At 70.8% G+C, this 25,831-nt stretch carries 22 protein-coding genes and 3 tRNA genes; 12 read left to right on the plus strand and 13 right to left on the minus strand.

Features of this window, described 5'->3' with window-relative positions; all coding sequences use genetic code 11:
• Positions 1–193: 193 nt before the first annotated feature.
• Both FCH28_RS35300 and FCH28_RS35305 read left to right on the plus strand, forming a co-directional pair.
• Positions 194–871 carry a GntR family transcriptional regulator gene (locus FCH28_RS35300; RefSeq protein ID WP_136744506.1) on the plus strand — a complete coding sequence of 226 codons (678 nt, stop codon included), beginning with the start codon at positions 194–196 and terminating at the stop codon, positions 869–871.
• A 91-nt stretch (positions 872–962) separates the two neighbouring features.
• On the plus strand, positions 963–1,613 hold the full coding sequence (locus tag FCH28_RS35305; protein ID WP_136744507.1) for a hypothetical protein: 651 nt from the start codon (positions 963–965) through the stop codon (positions 1,611–1,613).
• Positions 1,614–1,749: 136 nt separating this feature from the next.
• On the opposite strand, the gene FCH28_RS35310 is transcribed toward FCH28_RS35305, so the two are convergent.
• On the minus strand, positions 1,750–2,514 hold the full coding sequence (locus FCH28_RS35310; protein ID WP_136744508.1) for an SLATT domain-containing protein: 765 nt from the start codon (positions 2,512–2,514) through the stop codon (positions 1,750–1,752).
• Positions 2,515–2,811: 297 nt separating this feature from the next.
• On the opposite strand from FCH28_RS35310, the gene purD reads away from it, so the two are divergent.
• The 4 genes from purD to FCH28_RS35330 all read left to right on the plus strand — a co-directional run bounded on the left by purD (position 2,812) and on the right by FCH28_RS35330 (position 9,383).
• Positions 2,812–4,101 carry a phosphoribosylamine--glycine ligase gene (purD, locus tag FCH28_RS35315; protein WP_136744509.1) on the plus strand — a complete coding sequence of 430 codons (1,290 nt, stop codon included), beginning with the start codon at positions 2,812–2,814 and terminating at the stop codon, positions 4,099–4,101.
• A 533-nt stretch (positions 4,102–4,634) separates the two neighbouring features.
• On the plus strand, positions 4,635–6,677 hold the full coding sequence (locus tag FCH28_RS35320; RefSeq protein WP_169314334.1) for a M48 family metalloprotease: 2,043 nt from the start codon (positions 4,635–4,637) through the stop codon (positions 6,675–6,677).
• Between the two features lie 208 nt (positions 6,678–6,885).
• Positions 6,886–8,364, plus strand: coding sequence for a N,N-dimethylformamidase beta subunit family domain-containing protein (locus tag FCH28_RS35325; RefSeq protein WP_136744510.1), 1,479 nt, complete (start codon positions 6,886–6,888; stop codon positions 8,362–8,364).
• Between the two features lie 119 nt (positions 8,365–8,483).
• On the plus strand, positions 8,484–9,383 hold the full coding sequence (locus FCH28_RS35330; RefSeq protein WP_136744511.1) for a phosphoribosylaminoimidazolesuccinocarboxamide synthase: 900 nt from the start codon (positions 8,484–8,486) through the stop codon (positions 9,381–9,383).
• Positions 9,384–9,484: 101 nt separating this feature from the next.
• Here the strand turns inward: FCH28_RS35330 and FCH28_RS35335 are convergent.
• The 8 genes from FCH28_RS35335 to FCH28_RS35370 form a co-directional block, all read right to left on the minus strand.
• Positions 9,485–9,557: transfer RNA gene (locus tag FCH28_RS35335), tRNA-Gly, on the minus strand.
• A gap of 54 nt (positions 9,558–9,611) precedes the next feature.
• Positions 9,612–10,214: a response regulator transcription factor gene (locus FCH28_RS35340; RefSeq protein WP_136744554.1), complete on the minus strand. Its 603-nt coding sequence runs from the start codon at positions 10,212–10,214 to the stop codon at positions 9,612–9,614.
• A gap of 213 nt (positions 10,215–10,427) precedes the next feature.
• Positions 10,428–11,915: a sensor histidine kinase gene (locus FCH28_RS35345; RefSeq protein WP_246103477.1), complete on the minus strand. Its 1,488-nt coding sequence runs from the start codon at positions 11,913–11,915 to the stop codon at positions 10,428–10,430.
• A 38-nt stretch (positions 11,916–11,953) separates the two neighbouring features.
• Positions 11,954–12,772: an ABC transporter permease gene (locus FCH28_RS35350; protein WP_136744512.1), complete on the minus strand. Its 819-nt coding sequence runs from the start codon at positions 12,770–12,772 to the stop codon at positions 11,954–11,956.
• Entirely contained in the window at positions 12,769–13,770 is a 1,002-nt protein-coding gene (locus tag FCH28_RS35355; protein WP_136744513.1) for an ABC transporter ATP-binding protein, read from the minus strand. The genes FCH28_RS35350 and FCH28_RS35355 overlap by 4 nt, the downstream gene beginning before the upstream one ends.
• Positions 13,771–13,959: 189 nt before the next feature.
• Positions 13,960–14,032: transfer RNA gene (locus FCH28_RS35360), tRNA-Gly, on the minus strand.
• 74 nt (positions 14,033–14,106) lie between these two features.
• Positions 14,107–14,178, minus strand: a tRNA-Gly gene (locus tag FCH28_RS35365).
• 119 nt (positions 14,179–14,297) lie between these two features.
• Positions 14,298–14,618: a histone-like nucleoid-structuring protein Lsr2 gene (locus tag FCH28_RS35370; protein ID WP_136744514.1), complete on the minus strand. Its 321-nt coding sequence runs from the start codon at positions 14,616–14,618 to the stop codon at positions 14,298–14,300.
• A gap of 327 nt (positions 14,619–14,945) precedes the next feature.
• On the opposite strand from FCH28_RS35370, the gene purS reads away from it, so the two are divergent.
• The 4 genes from purS (at position 14,946) to FCH28_RS35390 (ending at position 19,063) form a co-directional block, all read left to right on the plus strand.
• The gene (gene purS / locus FCH28_RS35375) at positions 14,946–15,191 is read left to right on the plus strand and encodes a phosphoribosylformylglycinamidine synthase subunit PurS (RefSeq protein ID WP_136744515.1); all 246 of its coding nucleotides are present in this window, start codon (positions 14,946–14,948) and stop codon (positions 15,189–15,191) included.
• Entirely contained in the window at positions 15,188–15,868 is a 681-nt protein-coding gene (gene purQ / locus FCH28_RS35380; RefSeq protein ID WP_136744516.1) for a phosphoribosylformylglycinamidine synthase subunit PurQ, read from the plus strand. Before purS ends, purQ begins: the two co-directional genes overlap by 4 nt.
• Positions 15,868–18,117 (plus strand): phosphoribosylformylglycinamidine synthase subunit PurL, encoded by a 2,250-nt coding sequence (purL, locus tag FCH28_RS35385; RefSeq protein WP_136744517.1) that lies wholly within the window; start codon positions 15,868–15,870, stop codon positions 18,115–18,117. Before purQ ends, purL begins: the two co-directional genes overlap by 1 nt.
• A 148-nt stretch (positions 18,118–18,265) precedes the next feature.
• The gene (locus tag FCH28_RS35390) at positions 18,266–19,063 is read left to right on the plus strand and encodes a maleylpyruvate isomerase family mycothiol-dependent enzyme (RefSeq protein ID WP_136744518.1); all 798 of its coding nucleotides are present in this window, start codon (positions 18,266–18,268) and stop codon (positions 19,061–19,063) included.
• 39 nt (positions 19,064–19,102) lie between these two features.
• Here the strand turns inward: FCH28_RS35390 and FCH28_RS35395 are convergent, their stop codons facing one another.
• Together FCH28_RS35395 and FCH28_RS40175 are read right to left on the minus strand one after the other, a co-directional pair.
• Positions 19,103–20,698, minus strand: a complete 1,596-nt coding sequence (locus FCH28_RS35395; protein ID WP_136744519.1) for a sulfatase family protein — start codon at positions 20,696–20,698, stop codon at positions 19,103–19,105.
• A gap of 244 nt (positions 20,699–20,942) precedes the next feature.
• Entirely contained in the window at positions 20,943–21,077 is a 135-nt protein-coding gene (locus FCH28_RS40175) for a putative leader peptide (RefSeq protein ID WP_425472067.1), read from the minus strand.
• Between the two features lie 127 nt (positions 21,078–21,204).
• Here FCH28_RS40175 and purF point away from each other — a divergent pair, with 127 nt between their 5' ends.
• Both purF and purM read left to right on the plus strand, forming a co-directional pair.
• Entirely contained in the window at positions 21,205–22,764 is a 1,560-nt protein-coding gene (gene purF / locus FCH28_RS35400; RefSeq protein ID WP_136744520.1) for an amidophosphoribosyltransferase, read from the plus strand.
• A gap of 34 nt (positions 22,765–22,798) precedes the next feature.
• The gene (gene purM, locus FCH28_RS35405; RefSeq protein ID WP_136744521.1) at positions 22,799–23,866 is read left to right on the plus strand and encodes a phosphoribosylformylglycinamidine cyclo-ligase; all 1,068 of its coding nucleotides are present in this window, start codon (positions 22,799–22,801) and stop codon (positions 23,864–23,866) included.
• A 140-nt stretch (positions 23,867–24,006) separates the two neighbouring features.
• Here purM and FCH28_RS35410 read toward each other — a convergent pair whose 3' ends face one another.
• Positions 24,007–24,258: a DUF3073 domain-containing protein gene (locus FCH28_RS35410; protein WP_136744522.1), complete on the minus strand. Its 252-nt coding sequence runs from the start codon at positions 24,256–24,258 to the stop codon at positions 24,007–24,009.
• 358 nt (positions 24,259–24,616) lie between these two features.
• Positions 24,617–25,735, minus strand: coding sequence for a Leu/Phe/Val dehydrogenase (locus tag FCH28_RS35415; protein ID WP_136744523.1), 1,119 nt, complete (start codon positions 25,733–25,735; stop codon positions 24,617–24,619).
• Positions 25,736–25,831: the final 96 nt, after the last annotated feature.

A 25,831-nucleotide genomic window follows, 5' to 3' on the forward strand; every position in this document is an offset into this window, starting at 1 on the left:
GCCCCCATGGACGTGGTCTGAGCCCCTCGGACGCGGCCTGAGGCTCCACGGACGCCAGACGGGCACCGGAAGTGACGCCGACGCTTCACCGCACCGGCAGACCGGCAGGACCCGGCCCCCGCGGCCCTCGCCTATCGTGGGCGAGGGCCGCTACCCATCCTGCGGCCATGGAGTGTCGAAGGAGACGCACACGATGGCCGCCGGCGCAGACAGCGGAGTCATACGGCGCAGCACCCTGCGCCAGCAGATCGCCGACGCGCTGCGCGACGAGGTCCTGGCCGGCCGGCTGCCCTGCGGCCACGCCTTCACCGTCAAGGAGATCGCCGACCAGTACGGCGTCTCCGCGACCCCGGTGCGCGAGGCACTGCTCGACCTGTGCGCCCAGGGCCTCCTCGACGTCGAACAGCACCGCGGCTACAAGGTGCACGCCTTCACCGCCGACGACTTCCGCGCCATGGTCGAGGCCCGCACCCTGATCATCGAGGGCATCTTCCGCGGCGGCGCCGACAAGGCGCTGCGCGAGACCCCCGGCGAGGTGCTGGTCTCCATCCGGCGCCGGGCCGAGGAGGCCGAGCGGGCCGCCCGCGCCGGCGACCTGGACGTCCTCATCGGCTACGACCTGCGGTTCTGGCGCGAACTCAGCGGCATCGTGGGCAACCCGTACATCAGCGACTTCCTGGACCGGGTCCGCGTACAGACCTGGATGTTCGCGGTGCCCCTGCTGCGCCGCGAGACCGACCTCAGGGGCCACCTGTGGCAGAGCCACGGCGCGCTGGCCGACGCCCTGGTCCGGCACGACCTGCGCGAGGCCCAGCGGCTGATCGCCGAGTACAACGAGCACTCCCTGGCTCTCGTGGGAACGCCCGGCTAGCACTACGCTGTCCCGACCATCGGCCGTAACGGGCCGTACCCGTAGCCTGTCCGTACGTGCCCCGTCCCCGACCGGAAGCGAGCTCTCACTCGTGGCATGTGACCTGTGGCTGGTACCCCTCGTCGATGTGCTGTGCCACAGCCCCGACAACCCGTTCTCCGAAGAGATCGCCGCCTACGACAAGGCCCTGACGGACGAGGGCCTGCCACCGGTCCCCGTCTTCAGCTATATGCCGGGCCTGTCCGGTGACGTCGCACCGGTCGCCGGCTTCGACTACGACGCGCTGCACTTCCTGCGCCGCGCCTACCTCCTGCACCTGTGCGGCCTGGAGGTCACCCCGGTGGACGAACTGGGCGGCGACTACGAGCAGTTGCTGGAGATGTTCGAGACGACCGCGCAGCAGTCCCACCTGGTGTGGCACTACGACCATGCGGGCGCCTACGTCCCGGTCGACTTCCCGCGGCCGCTCGCCAACGACGAACTGCTGGAGGGCGGCGGCCCGTTGGGCTCCGCGCACGGCCTGCTGCGCGAACTCGAACTGGTCGCGCCGTCCCTGGGCATCGATCCGGCCAATCCGCCGGCCGCGCCCGCCCCGCCGGCCGGTCCCACCTCCCTGGAGGAGCGGGCGGGCGGCATCCCCCTGGACGACAGCCCGTTCGCCAGGGAACGGCACGTCTGGCTGGGGCTGCACGCGGCGGCGACGCGGAGCCTCGGCCAAGGATCCATGATCGTCTTCAGCTGAGGCGCCGGGCGCTGAGCCGGCCGGTCTCGCCCTGGGGCACACCCGCACCACGGGCGCCGGCTCAGCGCACCCGCCACCCGCTCAGCGCACCCGCCACCCGCTCAGCGCACACCCTCCGTCCCCCGTCCGCCTCCGCTCAGCGCGGCGGCTCCGGCGGCCGCTGCCGCGGCATGTTCGGCCGGGCCCCCGGCGGCAGCGCGAACCGACCAGGCTGCCCCGCCCCCTCCTGCCGCGGCGCCGCCCACGGCACCAGCGCATACGTGGCCTGCGGCACCCGCCCGGCCCGGAAGTCCGCCATCCAGTGAGCCGTCTCGGACCGAACGAGCTCCCCGACGTCCTCGTTGAACCGCCGCAGCATCCCCAGACAGCGCTCCGCCGCCTCGCTCGCCGTCCCCTCCGTCGGCCCGAGCACCTCACGCACGCCCTCCACCGCCCAGTCGAACTGCAGCGCCTCCAGCCGCCGGTGCACCGCCTGCGCGGTCGCCACATCCCGCATCCACCCGGCCGTCACCCCGAAATACCGGTCGCAGCCGACACACACCGCCGCCACCAGCAGCGCCAGATAGCCCCACGGCGCCCCGCCGTGCCAGATCCCGGTCAGATCCAGCAGCGGCAACGCCCCGCCCGCCGCCACCCCCGCCGCCGTACCCAGCCGCAGCAGCCGCGCCCCGCGGCGCTTGCCCAGCCGGTCGTGCAGATACCAGTCGGCGGCGCGCAGCGCGCCCTCCTCGGTCCACAGATAGAGCGCGTCCAGGCGGTCGTCCGGCTCCCCCCAGTCGCCGAGCGGAAAGACCCGACCCGACAGATCCCCCCGGGCGCCACCCCGGCCACCGGCCCGTCTCCGGCCCCGCCCGCCCCCCTCCCGAGGGGGCCCCTCGGGCTGCATCTCCGGCTGACTCACCCGTGCACTCCCTCTATACGGATACGTGCGGCGCGCGCGTGACATACGGGACATACGAGACGGCCGTTGCGCGCAGCCCCTTCCTACCGCCGAACGGCTGGCATCAGCCCCAAGATCGCCCGAATTCCGCCCGTAAGTGGTGCGGGATCCGATAAGGGACCAGGAGGCATCTCACCCGAAAGAGTTGCCACCGCCGCGGCGGACCGAGCCCGGCGGCTTCCCGCCGCCGCGCCCCCTTGTGCGATCGGGGCATGCCCGCCGCTCGGCCCCTTGGTGCATTCGTCTAGGCTGCCCTGCGTGAAGGTCCTCGTCATCGGCGGCGGCGCCCGCGAACACGCCCTGTGCCGCTCTCTGTCCCTCGACCCCGACGTCAGCGCGCTGCACTGCGCTCCCGGCAACGCCGGCATCGCCGAGGTGGCCGAACTGCACGCCGTCGACGCCCTCGACGGCACGGCCGTAGCCGAACTGGCCGCCGCCCTGGAGGCCGACCTGGTCGTGGTCGGCCCCGAAGCGCCCCTGGTGGCGGGCGTCGCGGACGCCGTACGCGCCCGGGGCATCCCGGTCTTCGGCCCCTCCGCCGAGGCCGCCCGGCTGGAGGGCTCCAAAGCGTTCGCCAAGGACGTGATGGCCGCCGCCGGCGTACCCACCGCCCGCAGCTACGTCTGCACCACCGCCGCCGAGATCGACGAGGCCCTGGACGCGTTCGGCGCCCCGTACGTCGTCAAGGACGACGGCCTGGCCGCCGGCAAGGGCGTCGTGGTGACGGACGACGCCGAGCAGGCCCGCGCGCACGCCAACGCCTGCGACCGCGTCGTCATCGAGGAGTTCCTCGACGGCCCCGAGGTCTCCCTCTTCGCCGTCACCGACGGCGAGAGCGTCGTCCCCCTCCAGCCCGCCCAGGACTTCAAGCGCGCCTACGACGGAGACGCCGGCCCCAACACCGGCGGCATGGGCGCCTACAGCCCGCTGCCCTGGGCCGACCCCAAGCTGGTCGACGAGGTCATGGACACCGTCCTCCAGCCCACGGTCGACGAACTGCGCCGCCACGGCACCCCCTTCTCCGGGCTGCTCTACGCCGGCCTGGCGATCACCTCGCGCGGCGTCCGTGTGATCGAGTTCAACGCGCGCTTCGGCGACCCGGAGACCCAGGTCGTCCTCGCCCGCCTCAAGACCCCGCTGGCCGGCCTCCTGCACGCGGCCGCCACCGGCACCCTCGGCACCTTCCCGACGCTGCGCTGGAGCGACGGCGCCGCGGTCACCGTCGTCATCGCCTCCCACAACTACCCGGACACCCCGCGCACCGGCGACCCCATCGAGGGCCTCGCCGACGTCGCCGAGCACGACGCCCCCGAGGCGTACGTCCTGCACGCGGGCACCAAGCGCGACGGGTCCGGCGCGGTGCTCAGCGCGGGCGGCCGGGTGCTGTCCGTCACGGCCACCGGCTCCGACCTCACCACCGCCCGGCAGCGCGCCTACCGCGCCGTCGGCCGGATCTCGCTGGACGGCTCCCAGCACCGGACGGACATCGCCGCCAAGGTCGCGGAGGCCGCGGCGGGGGCGGGCGACGAGGCCGCTCCGCAGGCCTGACGCGGCCCGTAGGCAATCGGCGTAGGCCGTAGGGGTTCCACACAGGCAGGCCGCCGCCCCGGGTGCCCATTCCGATGGGACGGGCCACCGGGGCCGCGGTGTATCCGCCACCGCGGGGTATCCGCGAGCCTCCGCCCGCTTTGCGTCATACAGCCGTCATGCGGCTTACGTGCCCCCGTGACAGCGGGCCGCCCGCCACCCGTTCCCGCCTTTACCCAAAGCCATTCCATCGAGTGACCGCACCGGGTATCCGGCTGACGTGAGCCAGCCCCCCAACTAGGGTGCCGCGCAAGCGTCCTGCGGTCGCCGCGCCGGAATCCGGCACGGTTGCCGCGGCGGCGTCCGGCAAGTGGCTCACCGGCATTGCGATGTCAGTGGCCAGTGCGACAGTGGTGGGGGAGTGAGCAACGCCCACGGCGGCCGCCCGCATCCAGCAGGCCCGCAGCGGAGTTCCCACCTACCACTGTTCCGTTCCGTGTTCTCTCCGTCGTCTCCGTCCGGCTCCATCAGGACAGCAGGGGGTGTACAGGCTCGTGGCAGATCCGGAAACAGGCGTCCTGGCGGCGCGTGCCCGCGCCCTCGCGGTGCTGCGGATCCGCGGCACGGCACTCGCCGTGGCGCTGCTGCCGGCGGCCGTGGCCGTGGTGCTGATCGTCGGCGGCGCGACCGGACACATCGGCGGCCCCGGCGCCTCCTGGGGCGGCTGGCCCGCGGTCCGCTGGACCGTGAGCGGCCTCGCCGTGGCCGTCCTCCTCCTGACCGCACTGGTCGCCACGGTCGTCGCCCGCGCCAGACCCGCCCTCAGCCCCTCCGTCCCCATCGCCGAAAAATCGGCCCCCGACCTCTACCGCCTCGTACGCGACCTCGCCGACCGCCTCGAAGTCCCCCCGCCCTCCGCGATAGCCCTCACCCCCGACTGCGACAGCTGGCTCGAGGACCGTACGCACCGCGCCCACGCCCCGCCCCACCACGACCCCTCCCCGAGCTCCGCACCGAGTTCGAGCAGTGAAGAACCCCATCCCGCCCACCGAGCACGCCGAGAACCCGAAGCACCGGTCCTCGTCATCGGCTCACCCTTCCTGTGGTGGATGCGCGTCGCCGAACTACGCGCCCTGCTCGCCCCCGTCGTCGCCGGCACCGGCCCGTCCGCCCACCCCGACATAGCCGCCGCCCGCCGCTTCATCCGCGGCCTCGACGCCGCCGTCGCGGTCGCCGCCCGCGCCCGGAGCGGACCCCGCCGCCTCGCGCTCCGCCTCGTCGGCCAGGTGGCACGACTCCTCCTCCGCGCCTGCCGCGACCACGCCACGATCATGGAACGCGGCGTCGCCGCCGCCGCCTCCGAGCGCGCCCAGGGCGTCGACTACGGCCTGCGGATCGTCGCCCAGGAACAGGTCGGCCTCGCCTACGCCGGCTGGGACCGCCTGCTGACCCGGGTCGCACTGCCCGCCTGGCGAATGGGCCGCTGGCCCTCCCGCCTGGACGCCGGCGTCGTCTCCGCGCTCACCGAACTCTCCCGCCGCGACCGCCTCGCCGAAGGCTTCGCCTCCCGCCTCGGCGAACGCCCCGCCTGCGACCTCCTGGAAGAACCCGGCGACATCGACCGCGCCGCCTCCCTGCTGGCCGCCCGCCTCTTCCACGGCGGCCCGGCCGAACCCGGCCCCGACTGGTCACCCGTCGGCTGGAACCAATACCCGCAGGAAGTCGTGGACCGGAAATGGCGCCTGGAAGCCGCCCGCCTCCACCGCGTCCTCGACGACCTTTCCCCAAGCTCTCAACTGGGTTCGAGCAGGGGAGACCCCTATCCCACCGGCCTGTCCACCACGGACACCGCAACAGCCGCCGCAACAGCACCGACACCCGGCACCACCCCCGCCCCGGGCACCGCCCCCACAGCCAGCACCCCCGCCGGCACAAGCACCCCAACCGCCACCACCGACCCGGCGCCCGCACCCACCACCGCCCACACCACCGCCCGGCAACCCGCCACCCGCCCCCTCTCCTACGCCCACACCAGCGCCCGCACCCCCGCAGGCCACCACCCCGGAACCCACCACCCCACCGACCACCCGCCCGCCACCCTCCCCACCACCGAACCGTGCCCGCCGCCCACCGGCCCCACCCTCGCCCGCGTCATCGACCGACTCGCCCGCGACCACCACACCGGCGACCTCGTCGCCGCCCGCCTCGGCGCCGAAGTCGAACGCGAGGAACGCGAAGAAGCCGCCCGCCACGCCGCCCGCGGCACCTCCGCACACGACACCGCCGCCGGCGTCGCCTGGGGCGACGGCCTCGCCGAAGGCGGCCTCCCGCTCGTCCCGCTCCAACCCCCCCGCACCGGCCGTGAACTCCTCGCCGACCACGTCACCGCCATGGTCTGCTGCGCCGCCGTCGACACCGCCGGCGCCGCCCCCGGCCTCGACTGGCTCGACGGCCCCGCACTCCTCATCGACGGCACCCGCCGCTCCGACCTCGGCCGCCCCGTCCTCAGCCTCGTCGACGACGGCGACGCCGAACCCCTCCGCGGCTGGCTCACCACCGTCGGCGTACGCCCCGAAAAGCCAGTCCGGCTGGTGTGAACCCCGCCGCACCCGCTCACACCCCCCGACACCTCGGCCAGGTGTTCCCCTCCAGCTCATTTTTCGGGGTGAGCTCCCCCGAATTCACGACGAAGGGTGACGAAGTGAGTGCGTAATGTGATGTGCTGAGGAGGGCCGGGTTCATCCACCACGAACCACCAACGGCCGGTCGGCCGCGGCCATGGGGGACGCGGGAGGGGAGTGGAAGGTGGCGACGGAACAGATCAGGCGATGGGAATCGGGCGCCCTCGCCCACGCGGTCACGGACCCGTTCGGCCAAGGCCCCGTGCCCTGGCTGCGCGGCAGCGAGAACTACTTCGACAACGGCCAGGTCGTCCCCTGGTACGTCGACGCCGCCCTCGCCCAAGGCGACCTCCGCGTCCCCGCACCCCGCAACCACAACGGCCCACGCAGCGCCGACGACGTCCACCGCCAGATCAAAGGCTTCGCCAGCACCGGCGCCGTCGCCCCCGGCGAACCCATCGACTTCCGCGTCTCCGTCGACCCACCCCAGCCCTTCAGCATCGACATCTACCGCATCGGCCACTACGGAGGCGCCGGCGCCGCCAAAATCACCACCAGCCCCCGCCTCGCCGGCATCGTCCAACCCTCCCCGCTCACCGCCGACCGCACCGTCTCCTGCCACCACTGGTGGCTCTCCTGGCGCCTCCAGGTCCCCACCTACTGGAACCTCGGCGCCTACGTCGCCGTCCTCACCACCGCCGACGGCTACCGCAGCCACATCCCCTTCACCGTCCGCGACGACCACCCCGCCGATCTGCTCCTGCTCCTCCCCGACATCACCTGGCAGGCCTACAACCTCTACCCCGAAGACGGCCGCACCGGCGCCAGCCTCTACCACGCCTGGGACGAAAAAGGCGCCCTCCTCGGCGAACGCGACGCCGCCACCACCGTCTCCTTCGACCGCCCCTACGCCGGCGCCGGCCTCCCCCTCCACGTAGGCCACGCCTACGACTTCATCCGCTGGGCCGAACGCTACGGCTACGACCTCGCCTACGCCGACGCCCGCGACCTGCACGCCGGCCTAGTCGACCCCACCCGCTACCGCGGCCTGGTCTTCCCCGGCCACGACGAATACTGGTCGGTGCCCATGCGCCGCACCGTCGAAAGCGCCCGCGACACCGGCACCTCCCTCGTCTTCCTCTCCGCCAACACCATGTACTGGCAGGTCGAACTCTCCCCGTCCCCCTCCGGACCCCACTCCCTCCTCAGCTGCCGCAAACGCCAGGGCCCCGGCCGCCCCGCCCTCTGGCGCGAACTCGGCGACGCCGAACAGCGACTGATGGGCATCCAATACGCCGGCCGCGTCCCCGACCCCGCACCCCTCGTCGTCCGCAACGGCGACCACTGGCTCTGGGAAGCCACCGGCGCCCACGAAGGCGACGAACTCCCCGGCCTCGTCGCCGGCGAAGCCGACCGCTACTTCCCCCGCACCAGCCTCCCCGACCACACCCGCCGCATCCTGCTCGCCCACTCCCCCTACCGCGACAGCGACGGCACCCGCCGCCACCAGGAAACCTCCCTCTACCGAGCCCCCAGCGGCGCCCTCGTCTTCTCCTCCGGCACCTTCGCCTGGTCCCCAGCCCTCGACCGCCCCGGCCACGTCGACCAACGCATCCAACGCGCCACCGCCAACCTCCTCGACCGCATCTGCAAACGCGACTAGAGGCACCCGGACGCTCCCCCCGACGGGCCCCGCCGCGCCCCACCGACCCTGCGGCACCACCCCGCCCCCGCATACGGGAGAATCGGCACGACCCCTGGATCAACCTACGCGGAGGCAGCGTGTCCGGATTCGTAGAAAAGCCCGAGCCCGTACAGGTCCCGGGGCTTACCCACCTGCACACCGGCAAGGTGCGCGACCTCTACCAGAACGCCGCCGGCGAACTGATCATGGTCGCCAGCGACCGCACCTCCGCCTACGACTGGGTGCTGCCCACCGAGATCCCCGACAAGGGCCGCATCCTCACCCAGCTCTCCCTCTGGTGGTTCGAGCAGCTCTCCGACCTGGCCCCCAGCCATGTCATCTCCACCGACGTCCCGGCCGGCGCCCCCGCCGACTGGGCCGGCCGCACCCTCGTGTGCACCTCCCTCGCCATGGTCCCCGTCGAATGCGTGGCCCGCGGCTACCTCGCCGGCTCCGGCCTCGTCGAATACCAGCAGTCCCGCACCGTCTGCGGCCTGGCCCTCCCCGAAGGCCTGGTCAACGGCTCCGAACTGCCCGCGCCGATCTTCACCCCGGCCACCAAGGCCGCCGTCGGCGACCACGACGAAAACGTCTCCTACGAAGAGGCCGCCCGCCAGGTCGGAGCCGAGGTCGCCGCCCAGCTCCGCCAGACGACCCTCGCCATCTACGGCAGGGCCCGCGACATCGCCCGCGAACGCGGCGTCATCCTGGCCGACACCAAATTCGAGTTCGGCTTCGACGGCGACACCCTCACCCTGGCCGACGAGGTCCTGACACCCGACTCCTCGCGCTTCTGGCCCGCCGACCAGTGGCAGCCCGGCCGCGCCCAGCCGTCCTTCGACAAGCAGATCATCCGCGACTGGCTCACCTCGCCCGCCGCCGGCTGGGACCGTACGAGCGAGCAGCCGCCGCCCGCCCTCCCGCAGGACGTCCTCGACCGCACCCGCGCCAAATACATCGAGGCCTACGAGCGCCTCACCGGCCAGAACTGGTCGTAACCCGCGGGCGCGGACACACCAGCGGACACGCCAAGCGGACACACGAAAAAGCCCCGGCCGATATCCATCGGCCGGGGCTTTTCCTTCTCTGACTTTCGCTGAGCGGACGACGAGGCTCGAACTCGCGACCTCAACCTTGGCAAGGTTGCGCTCTACCAACTGAGCTACGTCCGCATGCTCCGCACAGAGCGCCTGAAACCAGTCGCCGGTGTCGCGGTGCGAGGTCCACTATAGCCAACCCCGCTCGCGTGCGAGCCGCGCCGCCGCATGACGGTTCTCCGCACCCAGCTTCGCGGTCGCCGACGACAGATAGTTCCGCACCGTCCCCGGAGACAGCGCGGCCCGCTCCGCGATCTCCGTGACCGGCGCCCCGGCCTCGGCGAACTCCAGCACCTCCGCCTCCCGAACCGTCAACGGAGAATCCCCCGCGCTGATCGCGTCCGCCGCCAACTCTTGGTCGACATAACGCCTTCCGGTATGCACCGCCCGAATGATCTCCGCCAGCTGCTGCGCCGACACCGTCTTCGGCACAAACCCCCGCACCCCGGCTTCCAGCGCCCGCTTCAGATGCCCCGGACGGCCATGACTCGTCACGATCATCGACCGGCACCCCGGCACATCACCCCGCAACGATGTGGCCACCGCCACACCGTCCGCCCCCGGCATCTGCAGATCCAGCACCGCCACATCCGGCCGATGCGCCCGCGCCATCGCCTGCGCCTCCGGCCCCGACGCCGCCTCCGCCACCACCAGAAGATCGTCTTCCAGCGACAGCAACGCGGCCAGGGCGCCGCGGATCAGATGCTCGTCGTCCGCGAGCAGCACCCGAATCACCTTGTCACTCACCTGGCTTCCCCTCCCCCTCCCCCACCCCGCCCGCCCCCGGACCCCATCCCCATCCCCGTCCCATCCCCAGCCCTACCCGTATCCCCATCCCCGGCCCCGATGCCCCCGGCCCCCAGTCCCCCCGGCCGCAGCCCCCCTCAGCCCCGATGCCCGGCCCCGATGGCCCCGGCCCCCGAGCCCGGCCCCCGTCCCCTGCCCTCACCCCTCCTCAACGCCCATGCTCCGCGACGTCCCCAGCCCCCGTGCCTCCCCCTCGCGCCCGGCCCCCGCGATGCCTTCTGCCCTCCGTGCCTTCCTCGTCGTGCCCACCCCGCGCGACGCTTCCCGCTGCCCCCGTCCGTCCCCTTCCGCGCCCGGCCCCCGGGTCGCCGCCCGCTCCACTCGTCCGGCCCGCTTCGTGCCCAGCCCACGCCGCGGTCCTCGCTGCCGTGTGTCCCCCTCCGTGGCCACCGGGAGTTCGACGGTCAGGCGGTACGAGCCCTTTGCGCAGGGGCCCGATGCCAGGGTTCCGTTCAGCGGGTCGAGGCGTTCTTGCAGACCCTTGAGGCCGCTTCCGGGCTGTGGTGCGGTGGCATCGCCCGGGAGCGTCACGACGCCGTCGTTGTCCATGGTCATCACCAGTACGTCGCGATCCCGGTCGACGCGGGTCCGGAGGACGCAGTGGCGGGCTTCGGCGGCGTGCCGCAGGACGTTCGTGGTGGCTTCGCGGACCACCCAGCCGAGTGCCGACTCCATCTCTGCCGGCAGTTGGATACCTTCCTCTCCCTCGATCTGGCAGTCGACCCCCGCTGCGCGGAGTATGGAGCGCGCGCCGGCCAACTCCGCCTGGAGATCGGCTTTCCGGTATCCGCGCACCACCTCCCGTACCTCCCGCTGCGATTCCTGTGCGATCCGCTGCACCTCCACCATCTGCGCGACCGCTTCCGGCCGTTCCCGCCGGGCCAGCTGGACGGCCAGCTCGCTCTTCAGGGCGATCACCGCCAGATTCCGGCCCATCACATCGTGCAGGTCCCGGCCGAAGCGCAGTCGTTCCTCGGCGACCGCCAGCTGTGCCTGGGTCTTGCGCGCCACGTCCAGTTCCCAGATCACGGCGAGCATCCACCCGGACGGTCGGGCTATGACAAAGCTCCACAGCGCGGCCGTTGTCAGCAGCAGCGCCAGCATCGCCCCGGCGAGCCACCCCTGGGTCAGCAGGCCGGCCACCAGGATCAGCCCTGCGTCCGCGCCGGCCAGCGATGCCATATACCTCCGCTTGGAAACGAGCAGGCTGTAGGCCTTGAAGAACGGGGTGAGGGTCGCGGCCGCCGCCAGGATCACCGTGGCCATGGCGTCCTCGTCGCCGATTCCTCTGACGGCGAGGAGTGCGAACAGAGCGATCTCGGCTGTCAGCGTCAGTACACCCGAGACGATCATGAGGCTGAGGGGTGTCTCGCCTTGTTTCAGGTATCGCTGCAGTGCGCGGTCGAACAGCCTGATCGCAAGGAACCCCTGAGTCACGTTCAGCGCCAGGGCCGTGCTGGCCAGGGCGACCGCCAGGGGCTCGCCGCCGGTGGTCCTGCCCATGATGGGGGCCACTCCGCCGATCGCGGTGAACCACGGCAGGAGGTACAGCGTCCAGCGGAAGTACGTGTCGACCTGGGCCAACCGGCTCCGGCTCCGCCACTGCGTCCGCACTCGTCCGATCATGCCTGCCGTTCCCCCGTCGTCTTCGTCGTCGTGTGTCGCTAGCGTCGCGGCTCCCAGCGGAACCACCGCTGCACAGCAAACACTGCGAGCCCGGCCCAGACAAAGCCGTTGATCAGGAGCTTTGTGGTCGCCGCCGGATCGGGGCCGCCGGTCCAGCCGGCGCGTATCAGCTCCATCGCCGATGACAGCGGCAGGAGTTCGAGTACGGAGGCGACACGGTCCGGCAGTACATCCAGCGGAACAACCATTCCGGATCCGATCAGTGACAAGACCATGAGGGGGAGGACCGCCAGTTGTGCGGCTTCGACGCTCTTGGCGAGGGCCGATGACGCCGCGGCGAACGCCACGACGACGAGCATGCCGATCACCAGTCCGGCTATCAGCAGATGCGGTGAGGTGGGCAGCCCCGTATCCAGTGCCAGTCCGCCCACGATGACCAGCAGCGCGCACTGTGCAAGGCCCATGACGGCGGAGGGCAGGGCGGTGCCGGCCAATATCTCCAGGTCCCGTAGTTCTCCGGTGCGCAGCCGCTTGAGGACGAGTTCCTCGCGGCGCGCGACATAGGCGCTGGTGAGGTTGGAGTACACGGCGAAGATCAGGACGTAGCCGAGCGTCGCGGGCAGCAGCACCGTTCCGACCGACAGGCCGGTCCCGCCGAGGTCCATTCCGCTGACTGTCTGTTTCATGGCGAAAGCCAGGGCCACGGGCAGGACCAGTGACATGGACAGTGCGGTCTTGTTGCGGCAGAGCAGTGTCAACTCCGCGCGGCCCAGGGCTGTCAGCCTTGCCATGGAGCCGGTCTCGGCATTCGCCTCCGCCCGTTCGGCCGTGGTCGCTGCGATCGTGTTCGTGCTCATGCGTTCTCCAGTCCCTTCGCTATCTCGAGGAAGGCTTCTTCGAGGGATGCGGATCGGACGTCGAGGCCGTGCAGCTCTATCCCCTTGTCCTGCGCCCAGATCAGCAGTCCGGTGGCGGCCCGCTGTAGTTCGTCAGTCCGTAGCCGGACCCTGCGTCCCGTTGTCTCGTGTCCGATGACGCCCAGGCTTTCCAGGGGCGGGAGATCGCCGAGGTGGTAGCCGTTGGGCAGGTCGAAGGCGATGTGGGAGGGGTGGGTGGCGACGACGTCCGTGACCTGGCCGGCGGCGGCTATCTGCCCGTTGTGCAAGATCGCCAGCCGGTCCGCCAGTTCCTCCGCCTCTTCGAGGTAGTGGGTGGTCAGGACGATGGTGGTCCCGGAGTCGCGCAGGTCGCGGACCAACTCCCAGGTTTCGTGGCGGGCTTCGGTGTCCAGTCCGGTGGTGGGTTCGTCCAGGAACAGCACCTCGGGCCGTCCCAGGAGTGCCAGAGCGAGGTCCAGTCGTCGTCGTTCGCCGCCGGAGAGCTGCTTGACGCGTACGTCTTTGCGTCGTGTCAGTCCCACGGAGCTCAGGGCCTCGTCGATGGGGCGTGCTCCGGTGGTGCAGCCCGCCCACATGCGCAGGGTTTCGGTCGGGGTGAGCTCGGAGGGGAAGCCGCCCTCTTGCAGCATGACGCCGATGCGGGGCCGTATCTTGCGGCGCTCGGTGTACGGATCATGGCCGAGCACCCGTACCTTGCCTGCGGTCGGTGCGGCCAGGCCCTCCAGCAGTTCGACGGTGGAGGTCTTGCCCGCGCCGTTGGTGCCCAGGAGCGCGAACAGTTCGCCGCGGCCGACGGAGAAGTCGATGCCGCGGACCGCTTCGAAGCCTTTCCGCGCGTGGGCACGTCGGCCGGTCGCGCCGTAGCTTCTGCGCAGCCCGGTGACGTCGATCACATTGGCGTCGGTGTCGGCGCCGCTGGGGCCAGGCCCCCCGATGTCTTTCTCCCCGATGTTCATGTATCCAGCGTTCCGCCGGATCCAGGTTTGGAGCAGTGCGCCCTGTCATCGCAGCGGATGACAAATGTCAGTTGTCGGCAGCCGGGGGAGGGGGTTAGGGGCGCCCCGTGGATCCGCGGGGAGGAAACAGGAGGAAGGGGGCGGAATACCAAGAAGGCCCGGTCATGATGACCGGGCCTTCTCTATCTGAGCGGACGACGAGGCTCGAACTCGCGACCTCAACCTTGGCAAGGTTGCGCTCTACCAACTGAGCTACGTCCGCAGGCATCCACTCGGCTTTCACCGAGCGGCGCGACAGCTACTCTACCTGATCCTTTGGACCGGTTGAGCAGTCAGAGCGGGTGACAGGGATTGCACACTGCGCCTCCCCCTTGGAAAGGGGGCGCTCTACTACTGAGCTACACCCGCGTGACTCCGTGAGGTTCGGCCTTTCGGCCTCGCCCCTCGGCGTGCTCCAGACTCTAGCTGATCAGTAGGGGTGCTGTGCAAGTCGGCTGCGTGCGGACCGTGGAGTGCCGGCAAGTTGGTTAGTGGTTGGCGGCGTTGAAGGCCTCGTAGACCTTCTTCGGGATGCGGCCGCGGGGCGGCACGTCCATCTGGTGGGAGCGGGCCCAGGCGCGGACGGCGGCCGGGTCGGGGGTCACCGCGGTCCGGTGGTAGGCCTTGCCGGACTTGGAGCGCTTGCGTCCCGCTTCCACGAACGGAGCGAGAGAGCCGCGCAGTTTCTTCGCATTGGCGGGATTGAGGTCGATCTCGTACGACTTCCCGTCCAATCCGAAGCTGACCGTCTCTGCGGCTTCTCCTCCGTCGATGTCATCGGAGAGCGTTACTACTACTCGCTGCGCCACGGATATCGGTCCTTTCGTGCAGCAGTCCCGTGTTGACGTGGGGTGTTGCTGCAGATCCGGCTGATTGGAATCAATGCTTTTTCATTTGTACAGCGGTGGGCATTGCATTGTGAAGCCCAGTTAATTTCGTCAGCGTGTCATCCCGCAATGCGGACCCTAGATCTTTTCGAGGATTTTCCCCACCGCTCACTCGTGCCGATGCCGGACCGTGATGAACCGGCTAGATATCTATGCGCGTAGATTTTCGAACACGGTACTGTGAGGACACCGATCGGGGTCCGGGGTTCCCCGGAGAAACACAGCCGCACCACACCACCGGGAGTGCCAGTGGCACGCGTCGTAGTCGACGTCATGCTCAAGCCGGAGATCCTTGACCCGCAGGGGCAGGCGGTGCAGCGCGCACTGCCACGCCTGGGTTTCGAGGGGATCGCCGACGTCCGTCAGGGCAAGCGTTTCGAACTCGAGGTGGAGGGGCCCGTCGACGACGCCGCCCTTTCCCGCATCCAGGAGATGGCCGAGACCTTCCTCGCCAACACCGTCATCGAAGACTTCACGGTTCGGGTCGACTCATGACCGCACGAATCGGTGTCGTTACTTTTCCCGGCACGCTCGACGACCGCGACACCCAGCGCGCGGTCCGGGTCGCCGGGGCGGAAGCGGTGCCGCTGTGGCATCGCGACAAGGACCTCAAGCAGGTCGACGCCGTGGTTCTGCCCGGCGGCTTCTCTTACGGCGACTACCTGCGGGCCGGGGCCATCTCCCGTTTCTCGCCGGTGATGGAGCCCGTTATCGAGCAGGCCAAGGCCGGAATGCCGGTGCTGGGTATCTGCAACGGCTTCCAGGTGCTCACCGAGTCGCATCTGCTGCCCGGCGCGATGCTGCGCAACAACCATCTGCACTTCATCTGCCGCGACCAGAAGCTGCGGGTGGAGAACGCGGACACCTCCTGGACGACGGATTACGAGACCGGCCAGGAGATCAGCGTCCCGCTGAAGAACATCGACGGCCGGTACGTCGCCGACGAGCGGGTCCTCGACATGCTGGAGGCCGAGGGCCGGGTCGCGTTCCGTTACCTGGACGGCAACCCCAACGGCTCGCTCCGCGACATCGCCGGCATCACCAACGAGGCGGGCAATGTCGTCGGCCTCATGCCGCACCCCGAGCACGCCGTCGAGCCGCTGGTCGGTACGGGCCGCACCGACGGCCTCGGGTTCTTCACCTCGATCCTGAAGAAGCTGGTCAACGCCTGATGACTCTGGACACCGTCAAGCACGCAGCCGAAACGCCGGACACCGACCAGCCGTGGGCCGAGCTGGGCCTGAAGCAGGACGAGTACGCGCGGATCCGTGAGATTCTCGGCCGTCGTCCCACCGGCGCCGAGCTCGCCATGTATTCGGTCATGTGGTCCGAGCACTGCTCCTACAAGAGCAGCAAGGTCCATCTGAAGCAGTTCGGCGAGAAAGCCCCGGAGACCGACGCGCTGCTCGTCGGCATCGGGGAGAACGCGGGCGTCGTCGACGTCGGCCAGGGATACGCGGTCACCTTCAAGGTGGAGTCGCACAACCACCCCTCGTACATCGAGCCCTACCAGGGCGCGGCCACGGGCGTGGGCGGCATCGTCCGCGACATTCTCGCGATGGGCGCCCGCCCTGTCGCCGTGATGGACCCGCTGCGGTTCGGTGCGGCGGACCATCCCGACACCAAGCGGGTGCTGCCCGGTGTTGTCGCGGGTATCGGCGGCTACGGCAACTGCCTGGGCCTGCCGAACATCGGCGGCGAGGTCGTCTTCGACCCCTGCTACCAGGGGAACCCGCTGGTCAACGCGCTGTGCGTGGGTGTGATGAAGCACGAGGACATCCACCTCGCCAAGGCGTCCGGCGCCGGCAACAAGGTGATCCTCTACGGTGCCCGCACGGGCGGCGACGGCATCGGCGGGGTGTCCGTCCTGGCGTCGGAGACCTTCGACTCGACCGGGCCCGCGAAGCGTCCGGCCGTCCAGGTCGGTGACCCCTTCCAGGAGAAGCTGCTCATCGAGTGCACCCTGGAGATCTTCCGGGAGAACCTGGTCGACGGCATCCAGGACCTCGGCGGCGCCGGGCTGTCCTGTGCCACCAGCGAGCTGGCGTCGGCGGGTTCCGGCGGTATGCGCGTCGAGCTGGACACCGTGCCGCTGCGTGACTCCTCCCTCTCGCCGGAGGAGATCCTCATGAGCGAGTCGCAGGAGCGGATGTGCGCGATCGTCGAGCCCGGGAAGGTCGACCGCTTCCTGGAGATCTGCGAGAAGTGGGACGTCATCGCGACCGTCATCGGTGAGGTGACGGAGGGCTCGCAGCTGGAGATCTTCTGGCACGGCGAGCAGATCGTGGATGTGCCGCCGCGGTCGGTCGCGCACGAGGGGCCGACCTACCACCGGCCGTACGCGCGCCCGGACTGGCAGGACGCCCTCCAGGCCGACGACGCGGCGAAGCTGGCGCGGCCGGCGAACGCCGAGGAACTGCGTGCGCAGGTCCTCAGGCTGGTGGCCTCGCCGAACCAGGCGTCGAAGGCGTGGATCACCGATCAGTACGACCGTTTCGTGCAGGGCAACACCGTGCTCGCGCAGCCGGAGGACTCCGGCATGGTGCGGATCGACGAGAACACCGGCCTGGGTGTGGCGGTGGCCACGGACGGCAACGGGCGGTACGCCAAGCTCGACCCGTATGCGGGTGCGCAGCTGGCGCTGGCCGAGGCGTACCGCAATGTCGCCGCGTCCGGTGCCAAGCCGCTGGCCGTCTCCGACTGCCTGAACTTCGGTTCGCCCGAGGACCCGGCGGTGATGTGGCAGTTCGCCGAGGCGACGCGGGGTCTCGCGGATGCCTGTCAGACCCTGGGCACGCCGGTCACCGGCGGCAATGTCTCGCTGTACAACCAGACCGGTGAGGTGGCGATCCACCCGACGCCGGTGGTGGCGGTGCTCGGTGTCATCGACGATGTGACCCGCCGTACGCCGGTCGCGTTCGCGGACGAGGGCCATCTGATCTATCTGCTGGGTGACACCCGGGAGGAGCTGGGCGGCTCGGCCTGGTCGCAGGTCGTCCACGACCACCTCGGTGGGCTGCCGCCGAAGGTCGATCTGGCCCGGGAGCAGCTGCTGGCGGAGATCCTGATCTCGGCTTCGCGGGACGGCATGATCGACGCGGCGCACGATCTTTCCGACGGCGGTCTGATCCAGGCGCTGGTGGAGTCGTGTCTGCGCGGCGGCAAGGGCGCTCGCCTGGTCGTGCCCGACGGGCTGGACCCGTTTGTGCTGCTGTTCTCGGAGTCGGCGGGCCGTGCGATCGTCGCCGTGCCGCGCAGCGAGGAGCTCCGGTTCACGGACATGTGTGGTGCGCGGGGGCTGCCGGCGACGCGTATCGGTGTGGTCGACGGCTCGGACATCGACGTCCAGGGGCAGTTCAGCGTGGCGCTGGACGAGCTGCGTGAGGCGCACGAGGGGACCATCCCCGGTCTGATCGCCTGAGGCAGGGCGCGCCCGCCGCGCGTGGTGCTGTGACGGCCCGTCCCCGTTGTTCGGGGGCGGGCCGTCGGCGATGCGGTGCACGGCCCCGTGTCCAGGTCGGTGAATAACCCCGCGCCGTCGTCCCGGTGGCCGCAGTAGCCTCGGCGCCATGCCTCCCGCCCGCGGCAAGTCCCGCACCCGCAGCTACGACCCCGCCAAGACGCGTGCCGCCGTGACCGCCCAGTTCGGGCAGGTGCGGGCGGCCGTGGGGGAGCTGACGCCGGCGGAGCTGGCGTTGCCGACGCGGCTCGGCGACTGGACGGTGCGGGAGTTGGTGGCGCATGTGTGCCTGGCGGTGGGCAGCGTGGCGCGCAATCTGCGGCAGCCGGCCCCGCCGCGGCTGGAGATCGCCCTGCTGGACTGGCCGTTCGCGACCGCCCCGCTGGCGTCCGGCATCGACGACGACACCCGTGCGCTGGCCGCCGCGAACGACCCGGCCGAGCTGCTGAAGCGCACCGCCGAGGAGCTCGCCGAGGTGCTCCCGTCGGCCTCCGACGACCGGCTGGTGATCACCAGGATGGGTGCGATGCGGCTGTCCGACTACCTGGTCACCCGGTGTGTGGAACTGACCGTGCACACCGACGACCTGGTGGCGGCGACCGGTGTGGAGATCGCTTACGACCGTCAGGCGCTGGCCACCGCCACCCGCCTCCTGGCCGACGCGCTCGCCGTGAAGGCGCCCGGCGGGTCGGTGGAGGTCCGCGTTCCGCCGTTCGCCGTCGTGCAGTGCGTCGAGGGGCCCAGGCACACCCGGGGCACCCCGCCGAATGTCGTCGAGACCGATCCGCTGACCTGGCTGCGCCTCGCCACCGGCCGTACGGCGTGGGGCGAGGCGCTGGAGGCGGCGGCCGTCAGTGCCAGCGGCGAGCGGGCCGACATCGGCACGTACTTGCCCGTGCTCAGCTGACGGGGGTTGCCGTACGGCGCCGGCCGGCGGGCTGCGGTGTCATGCCTTCGGGTAGGGCAGCAGTGTCCGGTCCACCGCCTCCCAGGCGGCCCGCAGCCGCCCGAGCCGCTGCTGGTCGTCCGCGGCCTTGTCGGCCTGTTCGCGGGGATCGTTCGTCACGTGGAAGAGCCGGTCCCTGCCGTCCTTGCCCCGGTAGTACTTCCAGTCGCCGCGGCGCAGCGCCCGCTCGCCGCGTACCCGCCAGAACAGATCGCGCTCGGCGAGCGGCTCGCCGCGCAGCAGGTAGCCCGCCAGGCTCGTACCGTCCAGGGGGTGCGCGCGGTCCGGGCGGGCCCCCGCGATCTCCAGCAGGGTCGCCGTCCAGTCCGGGGTGAACACCGGCTCATGGCTGACCTGGCCGCCGTCGAGCCGGGACGGCCAGCGCACGATGGTCGGCACCCGGATGCCGCCTTCCTGGAGCGAGGCTTTGTTCCCGGAGAGCGGCCAGTTGTAGGACCAGCGCTCGCCGCCGTTGTCGCTGGCGAAGAAGACGAGGGTGTCCTCCTCCTGGCCGGACTGTTTGAGGGCGGCCAGCACCTCGCCGATCGACCGGTCCAGGTCCTCGACCATCTCCCGGTATTTCGCCAGTGAGCCGCCGTCCTGGTGCCACAGTGCGCCCCGCTCGCCCGCCTTGATCCGGCGGACGATCTTCGCGCTCTCCTCGGTGTCGCCGTCCGCGATCCACGGCCAGTGGGGAGTGGTGAAGTTCAGGTTCAGGAGCCAGGGGTGGTCCGTACGCCGCCCGGCTGTGTTCCGGGCGTTCTGGCCGTCCTTGGCGTTCTGGGCGTTCTTGGCGTTCGCGGCTCGCCCGGTGAGGTAGTCGACCGCCCGCTCGGTGATGATCCGCGTGTAGTAGCGCAGGTCCTGGTACTCGGCATCGCCTTCGTAGAGGTCGTACTCCCCGGCCAGTCCCAGCTTCGAGTAGTACTCCAGCGCCCCGCCGAAGTTCCCGAAGAAGGTGTCCCAGCCCGACTTGGTGGGGCTGTAGTCCGGGAGATAGCCGCAGTGCCACTTGCCGATCAGCGCCGTCGCATAGCCCGCGTCGCGCAGCAGGGAGGCGAGGGTGGGGTGGTCGGGGGCGAGGCCGACGCTCTTGTCGGCGATCGGTTCGGCGAGGCCGCCTTCGGTACGGCCGGGGTAGCGGCCGGTGTAGAGGGAGAAGCGGGTGGGGGAGCAGGTCGCGGAGCCCGCGTACGCCTGGGTGAAGCGGACACCTTGGCGGGCCAGCCGGTCCAGGTGCGGGGTGCGGATGTCCGGTGCGCCGTACGAGGACAGGTCGGCCCAGCCCAGGTCGTCGCCGAGGATGAAGAGGACGTTGGGGCGGCGCGAGCGGCGGCCGGGTGCGGCGCGGAACGCCCGCTCCTGGGACCGGGGCTCCTCGGCGGCGGCGCTCGGTGCGCCCGCCACGGTGCCGAGCCCGCCTATGGCGGCCGCGGCGCCCACGCCTCCGGCCAGGCCGCCGAAGGTGCGGCGCGATATGGCGGAGCCGGCGGAGGCGCCGGGGCTTTCGCCGGGGCTTTCGCCGGACTTCTCGGGCGCGGTGGGCGCGGCGGACGTGGACGGGCGGGGAGGGCGGGCAGGGTCGACGGAAGACATCGTTTCGGCGCTCCGGAAGAGGTGGTGTTGGGCCGTGATGCGGTACGTCGGCCCCCGGGGACGGCGGCGGGCGACGGGTGGGCAGGAGGGCGTCGCGTATCTCACACGGGCAGGACGAGGCCGTATGCGGCACAAGGGGCATACGGAATGACCCCGGCATGCCGGGCGAGTGCGAAAAGGTGAGAGAAGGCGCAGCTCAGAGGCGGTAGCGGAAGTGCCCGACGAGGGCAGTCGCTACGCGCGGCTACGCGGCGGATGCGCAGCGACAGAGGGCGCCGGCGACGCGACCGAGGTCGATGTGGCGGCGCCGAACCAGGGGCGGCGCGAGGCGGCGCACCCGGCGACACACCAGGTGCGCCAAGGGCTGCGGGGTCTGCATGAGCGGAAATCCTGGCCGTGATCAAGGCGCGGAGTCAAGCACGCTTAACACCGCGTTCATGCACTCCTCCAGCTCCGCGCCCATCCCCGGTTCGGATGAATCCGCGACCTGCCCTAGACTCAGTGGCGTGCCACGTGGTGACGGACGACTCAACCACGACCTGCTCCCCGGCGAGAAGGGCCCCCAGGACGCTTGCGGCGTCTTCGGTGTCTGGGCTCCGGGTGAAGAGGTCGCCAAACTCACCTATTTCGGGCTGTACGCGCTGCAGCACCGTGGACAGGAGTCCGCGGGCATCGCAGTGAGCAACGGCTCCCAGATCCTCGTTTTCAAGGACATGGGCCTGGTCTCCCAGGTCTTCGACGAGACTTCCCTCGGCTCCCTCCAGGGCCATATCGCCGTGGGCCATGCCCGCTACTCCACGACCGGTGCCTCGGTGTGGGAGAACGCCCAGCCGACGTTCCGTGCCACCGCGCACGGCTCGATCGCGCTCGGCCACAACGGCAACCTGGTCAACACCGCCGAGCTGGCGGAGCTGGTCGCCGCGCTGCCCCGTGAGGGCGGCCGGGCGACGCAGGTCGCGGCCACCAACGACACCGACCTGGTGACGGCGCTGCTGGCCGGCCAGGTCGACGAGGACGGCAAGCCGCTGACCGTGGAGGAGGCCGCCCCGCGCGTCCTCCCCAAGGTCATGGGTGCCTTCTCGCTGTGCTTCATGGACGAGCACACCCTCTACGCCGCCCGTGACCCGCAGGGCATCCGCCCGCTGGTCCTCGGCCGCCTGGAGCGCGGCTGGGTGGTGGCCTCCGAGACCGCGGCCCTCGACATCTGCGGCGCCAGCTTCATCCGGGAGATCGAGCCCGGCGAGATGGTCGCCATCGACGAGAACGGGCTGCGCAGCTCGCGGTTCGCCGAGGCCCGCCCCAAGGGCTGTGTCTTCGAGTACGTCTACCTCGCCCGCCCGGACACCGACATCGCCGGCCGCAATGTGTACCTCTCCCGGGTGGAGATGGGCCGCAAGCTGGCCGCCGAGGCGCCGGCCGACGCGGACCTGGTGATAGCGACGCCGGAGTCCGGCACGCCGGCCGCCGTCGGATACGCCGAGGCCAGCGGCATCCCCTACGGCTCGGGCCTGGTCAAGAACTCCTACGTCGGCCGGACGTTCATCCAGCCGTCGCAGACCATCCGCCAGCTCGGTATCCGGCTCAAGCTCAACCCGCTCAAGGAAGTCATCCGCGGGAAGCGCCTGGTGGTCGTCGACGACTCGATCGTCCGCGGCAACACCCAGCGCGCCCTGGTGCGGATGCTCCGCGAGGCCGGCGCCGCCGAGGTCCACATCAGGATCTCGTCGCCGCCGATCAAGTGGCCGTGCTTCTTCGGCATCGACTTCGCCACCCGCGCCGAGCTGATCGCCAACGGGCTGAGCGTCGAGGAGATCGGCAAGTCGCTGGGCGCCGACTCCCTCGCGTACATCTCCATCGACGGCATGATCGAGGCGACCACCATCGCCAAGCCGAATCTGTGCCGCGCCTGCTTCGACGGCGAGTACCCGATGGAGCTGCCGGACCCGGAGCTGCTGGGCAAGCACCTTCTGGAGTCGGAGACCGCCGGTCCCGCGAAGTCCGATGTGGACGGCGTCCAGACGCTCACCGCCGGGGTCGGCGGGGCCGACGCGCTGCGTCGCCCGTAGAGCTCGTACACACACGACACGAAAGTTCTCCGCCATGTCCGAGACCACTGGTGCCAGCTACGCGAGCGCGGGCGTCGACATCGAAGCCGGCGACCGTGCCGTCGACCTCATGAAGGAGTGGGTGAAGAAGGCCACCCGCCCCGAGGCGATCGGCGGGCTCGGCGGCTTCGCCGGCCTCTTCGACGCGTCCGCGCTGAAGCGGTACGAGCGCCCGCTGCTGGCCTCGGCCACCGACGGCGTCGGCACGAAGGTCGACATCGCCCGCAAGATGGGCGTGTACGACAGCATCGGCCACGACCTCGTCGGCATGGTCGTCGACGACCTGGTGGTCTGCGGCGCCGAGCCGCTGTTCATGACCGACTACATCTGCGTCGGCAAGGTCTACCCCGAGCGGGTCGCGGCGATCGTGAAGGGCATCGCCGAGGGCTGTGTCCTGGCCGGCTGCGCGCTGGTCGGCGGCGAGACCGCCGAGCACCCGGGCCTGCTGGGCGTGGACGAGTTCGATGTCGCCGGCGCCGGTACGGGCGTGGTCGAGGCCGACCGGCTGCTGGGCGCGGATCGTATCCGTACGGGCGACGCGGTGATCGCGATGGCGTCGTCCGGACTTCACTCGAACGGGTACTCGCTGGTCCGCCATGTGCTGTTCGACCGGGCCGGGATGGCCCTGGACCAGGACGTCCCGGAGTTCGGCCGGACCCTCGGCGAGGAGCTCCTGGAGCCCACCAAGATCTACTCGCTGGACTGTCTGGCGCTGACCCGTACGACCGAGGTCCACGCCTTCTCGCACATCACCGGCGGCGGCCTGGCCAACAACCTCGCGCGGGTGATCCCGGACGGTCTGCACGCCACGGTCGACCGCTCCACCTGGACCCCGGGCGCGATCTTCGACCTGGTCGGCACGGCCGGCTCGGTCGAGCGCCTGGAGCTGGAGAAGACCCTGAACATGGGCGTCGGCATGATCGCCGTCGTGCCCCAGGAGGCGGTCGACGTCGCGCTGACCACCCTCGCCGACCGGGGCGTGGACGCCTGGGTCAGCGGGGAGATCGTCGAGCGCGGTGACCACGCCGAGGCAGTGACCCTGACCGGTGCGTATTCGAAGTAGATGCGGCCGCGAGCTGTGTCAGCTGAACCGGGGGGCCGTCGCAGCGGCGGCCCCCCCGGGCAGCGCAGAACCCGGTCCGGGCGTGATGCCCAGGACCGGGTCCTTGGTGCTGTTGTCAGAGCCGTGTACGCGCGGCGGCGTCAGGCGCGACGACGCTGCTGGGACGAGTCGCCCTCGTCCTCCTCGTCGTCATCGTTGTTGTACAGCTCTGCGTACCGTGCGTACGGGTCGTCGTCCTCGTCATCCTCGAACGGTTCCCCGTTCGGAGGCTGCTGGTTCGACGGCGATGCTCCCAGCTCGTCGGCCAGTCGCGAGAGATCCGTCCCACCGCTGCTGTACTTCAGCTGGCGGGCGACCTTTGTCTGCTTGGCCTTGGCCCGGCCGCGCCCCATGGGTCGACCCCCTCAATGACGGGGCTCGATGGCCCCAGAGTCTTGAACGCGTTCACGATGCAGAGCGGACTCTCGACGGAGAGACCGGCTCGTAGGGCTTCAACGGTACCTGCTTCCGCGGCCATACGGTACGTCGCCCGCATCACCCGCCGCTCGGCACGACCCGCGAGGCACCCTTTCCTCGCTGGTCAACTGCGATTTTAACCTGTCCTGTACGGCGACCCGCCGACGGGTCGTGAGGGATGTCTCCCCAACCACCCGTGGCGGGTCGCACACGGCCGTTTTTTCGGCGCATCCGGCGCATTTCGGCCTCTCCGACCGGAAATCGCGCCCGACACGCCGGTGATCGCGGGCCGGGTCAGCCGCGTCGGCCCTCCGCCATCCGCTGTTCGGCCAGCCGGTCGGCCGCCGCGGCCGGCGGAATTCCGTCGGCCTTCGCACGAGCGAATATCGCCAGCGTGGTGTCGAAGATCTCGGTGGCCTTGGCCTTGCACCGGTCGAAGTCGAAGCCGTGCAGCTCGTCGGCCACCTGGATGACCCCGCCGGCGTTCACGACGTAGTCCGGCGCGTAGAGGATGCCGCGGTCGGACAGGTCCTTCTCCACGCCGGGGTGCGCGAGCTGGTTGTTGGCCGCGCCGCACACGATCTTCGCGGTCAGCGCCGGCACCGAGTCGTCGTTCAGCGCGCCGCCCAGGGCGCACGGCGCGTACACGTCCAGGCCCTCGGTGCGGATCAGCGCGTCGGTGTCCGCGACGGCGGTCACCTCCGGGTGCCGGGCGAGAATCCGCTCCACCGACTCGGCGCGGACATCGGTGATCACGACCTCGGCGCCGTCCTGGAGGAGATGCTCGACCAGGTGGTGACCCACCTTGCCGACGCCCGCGATACCGACCTTGCGGCCGCGCAGCGTCGGGTCGCCCCACTGGTGCTGGGCGGAGGCGCGCATGCCCTGGAAGACGCCGAAGGCGGTCAGGACGGAGGAGTCGCCGGCGCCGCCGTTCTCGGGCGAGCGGCCGGTGGTCCACTTGTTCGTACGGGCGACGACGTCCATGTCGGCGACATAGGTGCCGACATCGCACGCGGTGACATAGCGGCCCCCGAGGGACGCCACGAACCGGCCGTAGGCGAGCAGGAGTTCCTCGGTCTTGAGCACCTCGGGGTCACCGATGATCACGGCCTTGCCGCCGCCGTGGTCCAGCCCGGCGAGCGCGTTCTTGTAGGACATGCCGCGCGAGAGGTTGAGGGCGTCCAGCACGGCCTCCTCCTCGGAGGCGTACGCGTGGAAGCGGGTGCCGCCCAGGGCCGGACCCAGGGCGGTGCTGTGGATGGCGATCACGGCCTTGAGGCCGCTGGCGCGGTCCTGGCAGAGAACGACCTGCTCATGGCCGCCCTGCTCGGTTCGGAACAGGGTGTGCAGAACGCCGCCGTCGGCACTGACGGAGGCAGGACGTACGTCGGTCACTGTGGTGACTCCCATAAGTCGCGGAGGACGCCCTCCTGCGGGTGGGGAGGGCCGGTCGGGAAGAGCGTAAGACCTCCGGGGTGTACTGATCGGCCAGGTGCCGAGGATCAC

The sequence above is a fragment of the Streptomyces piniterrae genome (assembly GCF_005048155.1).
Lineage (GTDB): Bacteria > Actinomycetota > Actinomycetes > Streptomycetales > Streptomycetaceae > Streptomyces > Streptomyces piniterrae.